Source organism: Dokdonella sp. (genome assembly GCF_019634815.1).
Classification (GTDB): Bacteria; Pseudomonadota; Gammaproteobacteria; order Xanthomonadales; family Rhodanobacteraceae; genus Dokdonella_A.
In genome coordinates, this window is sequence record NZ_JAHCAP010000048.1 from 1 (window position 1) to 4,578 (window position 4,578).

The 4,578-nt window shown below is 64.7% G+C and carries 4 protein-coding genes and 1 pseudogene; 2 read left to right on the forward strand and 3 right to left on the reverse strand.

Features of this window, described 5'->3' with window-relative positions:
* Positions 1–1,002 precede the first annotated feature (1,002 nt).
* The 3 genes from KF759_RS14070 to KF759_RS14080 all read right to left on the reverse strand — a co-directional run bounded on the left by KF759_RS14070 (position 1,003) and on the right by KF759_RS14080 (position 4,336).
* Entirely contained in the window at positions 1,003–1,194 is a 192-nt protein-coding gene (locus KF759_RS14070; RefSeq protein ID WP_291226476.1) for a hypothetical protein, read from the reverse strand.
* Positions 1,195–1,654: 460 nt separating this feature from the next.
* A complete protein-coding gene (locus tag KF759_RS14075) occupies positions 1,655–3,379 on the reverse strand; it encodes a VWA domain-containing protein (protein ID WP_291226477.1) in 1,725 nt (574 codons plus the stop codon).
* A gap of 36 nt (positions 3,380–3,415) precedes the next feature.
* Positions 3,416–4,336 (reverse strand): hypothetical protein, encoded by a 921-nt coding sequence (locus tag KF759_RS14080; protein ID WP_291226478.1) that lies wholly within the window; start codon positions 4,334–4,336, stop codon positions 3,416–3,418.
* Positions 4,337–4,357: 21 nt separating this feature from the next.
* Between KF759_RS14080 and KF759_RS14085 the strand changes: the two are divergent.
* Positions 4,358–4,401, forward strand: a pseudogene (locus tag KF759_RS14085) (hypothetical protein); the annotation flags it as partial.
* 47 nt (positions 4,402–4,448) lie between these two features.
* On the forward strand, positions 4,449–4,578 hold a 130-nt coding region (locus tag KF759_RS14090; RefSeq protein ID WP_291226479.1), incomplete at its 3' end, for a DUF1428 family protein.

The window sequence follows — 4,578 nt, forward strand, 5'->3', positions numbered from 1 at the left end:
ACCTTGACGATGCCGCGAATGGTGTTGACCACCAGGGTCGCCAGCGCCTCGCCTTCCACTTCCTCGGCCACGATCAGCAAGGGCTTGCCGGCCTTGGCCACGCCTTCCAGCACGGGCAGGAGGTCACGCACGTTGGCGATCTTCTTGTCGTGGGACGGTGGCGCACAACATCTCAATCCGGATGGAACAAGCCTTCCAGCCGACCGCCAATCCCGAAAGCTTGTTGTCAGTTGGGTTTGGCCGGTCGCTGGACTGGTTGACGGCGGTGCGTTTTGCGGGTGGGGTAGGGAGCTCAGGTAACACCCGATTTGAGCGCTACCGAACAAACACCGTCCACTTCCTGATGAACTGTTCATCGCGAGGCTTCATTGCGAACCCCGATCGCGCCGCGACGGCCATGTTGTCGGCAGATCCGATGGACACGAACACAGCATTTGGTTTTAACGCCGGCGGCGTGACAACGAAATGGCTGGACCCTGTTGGCGGCTCGTCCAGCGAGCGCAGCTGCGAGTTTGCGTACAACAACCTCCAAAATTACTACAACGGCGCAGGGTTCTTTAGCGACTGGGCCAAGAGCGTCGCGGGGCGCAACGGTCAACTGGGGTCTGCACCGCCCGTCAATTCTGCGGCCTATGGTTTTGCGGCCGTGGGGCTCTCGCTGACGGATGCCCAGAGCTACGTGAAGGCGAACATCATCAACCGCGCCTGGGCGGCAGCAATCCCCAACATTCCCTATGTCGGCGGCGAGCAGGCACGTCAGTTCGCCATGATTGCGTCCGCTGCAGAGCAATCGGCAACGCAACACGCTGGCGAGGAAACCATGTTTCGTCGCTTGATGCGTCCGATGATGGCCTTCTTTGAGTGCATGGTGTACGCCGCCGCACCGTTCATGGCGCTGGTCGCAGGGTTTGGCATGGTGGGCTTTCGGCTGCTTGGCAAATACGCGCTGGTGACGCTATGGGTCGCCTTGTGGATTCCTGTTTTGGCCATCATCAATCAGTTTCAGCTGACGATGGCCGAGCGGGCAATCACCCTGGTCACGAACACGCCCAGTGGCGGTACGGGTTTGCCCATTGGCTCCTTGACCGGTGCCAATGCCGTCCACAACGCTGCCATTGACTGGATCAACACAGGCTCGATGCTGGCTGCGTCCACGCCCGCCATCACCTTGATGCTGTTGTTTGGATCGGCCATGACCGCGGTTGGCTTGGCCCAAGCCCTCAAAGGTGGCGATCACCTCAACGAGAAGACGGTGTCACCTGATGCAACAAAACCCGCTGCGGTGGAGGATGGGCGAGCCATGCTTTCTACCAGTTATGCGGGTGGCACATCCGTTGCCGGTGCCCCGATCCCCACTATGTCCTTTGGTTCTACCGTGCAAACGTCTGCGGCATCGGCACAAAGCGCTTCGGAAAATGCGTTGGTGCAGTATGGCAAAACCGGAGCCGTTCAAGCCGCTCGGGCGAGCGCGATCGATACCGCAACGGGGATGGCAGCGAACAAAAACCAAAACCTCACGCTGTCGCAGAACGAAACGGACGTGTTCAATTCCGCGATGGGTAATGACACGAGCTTTAACGCTGCCAGCGCAGCCACCAAACGCCTTGCGAGCCGCTCGGCCGGACAGATCGTGATCGAAGGAACCGGTCGAGGTTCACTGCACCCGCAACGGCTGCCGCGCCAGCACCTGGCTGTTCTGCACGAACACGACCTCCCACGCGCCCGCTTCCTCGGGCGTGCGGAAACGCACGCGGTCGCCTTGCGCCGGGACGTATTCCCAGCCCTTGTATTGGCTGCCGTCGCCGCCGACCGGCACGATGCCGATCCAGTTGCTGCCGTGGCGCGGGCCGCTGAAACCTACGTCGATCTCGCTGTTGACGGACGCCGTGGCCGGCACGTCCAGCGTCGCCTTTGCGGGCAGCACCTTCACCGGCCTGGAGGCGGCGATGCTTTGGCCTTCGAACAGGATGTAGCGGTATTCGTAGTCGCCCGGCTCGAACGGCGCGGTGACGGTGCCGCTGCCGCTGGCCGCTTCGGGGCGGAAATAGGCATTGGCGACATAGGCTCCGGCACCGCTGCCGGCCGGGGCAAAGCCGATCCAGTGGCCGCCATCGAGCGGGCCGGTGGCCTGGATGACGACCAGATCGCCGGCCATCACCTGCGCCGGGCCATCGACCCTCGTCTCCGAAGTCACCACCCTGATCGGGCGCGAATAGGCCACGCGCTCGCCTTCGTTGAGCACGTAGCGCAGTTCGTAGTCGCCGGCCTCGCCCGGCACCTTGATCTCCAGCGGTTCGCCGCTGGCGCTCAGGCGCGCGTAGTGATGAGCGATGTAGGCCCCCGCACCCTGGCCCGGTTCGACGAAGCCGACCCAGTGTTCGCCCGCCACCGGGCCGCGCGCGATCACTGTCAGCGTGGTGCCGGCGACGGCGCTGTCCGGCGCCTGGATCGCCGCTTCCAGATCGCCGATGGCCAGCGCCACCCGCGCCAGCACCTGCTGCTCGCGGCTGGGGCTGACGTAGCGCAGTTCGTACTCGCCCGCCGTGGCCGGCATCGGAAACGCGACGCTGCCTTCGCCCTCGCCTTCGGTTTCCGGCACGTAGGCGTAGGTCAGGTAGCGGCCATCGGGGGCATCGGGTGGCACCACGGTGATGAAGTCGCCCTCGTCCGCCGGGCCGCGCCAGGACACGGTCAGCGGCTGGGTGATGACGGCCCGGCCCTGCGGGGCCAGCGTGGCGGTGGCCGGCGGCGCGGGCGGCTGGGTGCTGACACCCACCGCGCCCTGCATCGCCGCGCCCAGTTCGCCGGCATCGCGAGCGTTGAAATAGCGCCCGCCGGTGTTCTCGGCCAGGCAGCGCAATTGTGCCTGGTGAGCCGGGTTCTGCACGTCGAAGCCGATCACGTGGGCGGTGAAATCCACGCCGTCCTTTTCCAGCTGCGCGCCCACCGCGCAGGGGTCCAGATCACAGGTTTCCTCGCCATCGCTGACCAGGATCACGGTGGCTTTCTGTTCACTGGAACGCAGCGCCTGCGCGGCATCGATCACGGCCTGGGAGAGCGGCGTCATGCCCTTGGGATTGAGCGCGTTCACCGTATCCATGAACGCATCGCCTTGCAGCGGGCCGAGCGGGATCAGGGTCTGGATGTCGGAGCAATCGCCCTTGCGGCGATGGCCATAGGCGAGAAGGCCGATGCCGTTGCCGGCATCCCAGCCCGACACCATCTGCCCGACCGCCGCGCGCGCGATCTCGATCTTGCTGCGGCCTTCAATCTGGCCCCACATCGAACCGGACGCATCCAGCACGATGGCAACGTTTTCGGCCGCCAGCACCGGGCCGGCCAGCAACAGCAGGGAACACAACAACGGGGTGCGAGGCATGGGACGCTCCGAAGGCAAAGGAAAATGCGGCAAGGCTCAGCGCTTCACGCCGCCGAGGTTGAATTCGCGAAACGGCAACGCCTCGAACGCGAAACGGCCTTCGGCACCGGCCAGGGTCCGGCCCTGGATTTTTTTCGCCAGTTTCGAGGCCGGCACGTTCTGCGCACGGAAGCTGCCGGCCAGCGCGTAGCTGCCGTCGGCGTTCTTCTCGAATCGATCGATCGTCACCTGCGGCGGGGTCTCGTCGTCGGCACGGTAGCTGTCGAACATCGCGCGCGGATCGGGCTGGTAGGTCAGGCTGGCGGTCTTCAGTGCCAGGCTGGCATCGTCGAACGACAGGTCGAGCGTGAGCTTGCTGCCATCGGCGGCGGTACCGTTCAGGGATACGTTCATCTGCTGGATCAAGCCGATGTGCTGCACCATCGAATCGTGGAAGGTCTTGCCGGCCATGCCGCCGATGAAGTCGCGCACCTGGTCGGCGCTGACCTCCTGCTTGACGCCCGAATCGCGCAGCGTGCGGTTGGCCTCGTTCAGGGCGCGCTGGCCCTCGCCGGTTCCCAGCTTTTCTTCGAGCTGCTTGTCCAGATCGTCGGCCATCTTCGTGGAAATGGAACGGAACGACTGCTGGCCCTTGCCAACATCGGCTTCGATGCTGCCCTGCACGCTCTGCCCTGGCTGCAAGGCGGCCTGCGGCAGCGGCGCCCCGGCAACAGCGGCTTCGGCGGCCTTGCGTGCGGCATCGGCGGACGTGCCGGTGTTTGCGGGCTGCTGCGCGCCGCAGGCGGCCAGCAGCAGGGTCAGGGAAAGGGCTGGAATAAGGCGGCGCATGGCGATCTCCTTGGAACGAATGGGCATGGAAGAAACTGGTTCCGGCCTTCGGATACGGGAAACCGCCAAGAATCCGGACATCCGCCCTGCCGTCTTTGGCGTTTCGCGTACCAATGAACGAAACTGCAAGAAACCCCGAGGAGACGCGACATGAGCTACGTGGACGGATTCGTGATCCCGGTGCCGAAGGCACGCCTGGACGAGTACAGGAAGCTGGCGCGGCTGGGCCGCAAGGTGTGGGATGGAGCATGGCGCGCTGGCCTACCACGAATGCGTGGCCGACGATGCGCCGGTGGGCAAGCGGACCTCGTTCCCGCGCTCGGTGAAGCTGAAGGAGGACGAAGTGGTGGTGTTCGCCTACATCGTCGCGA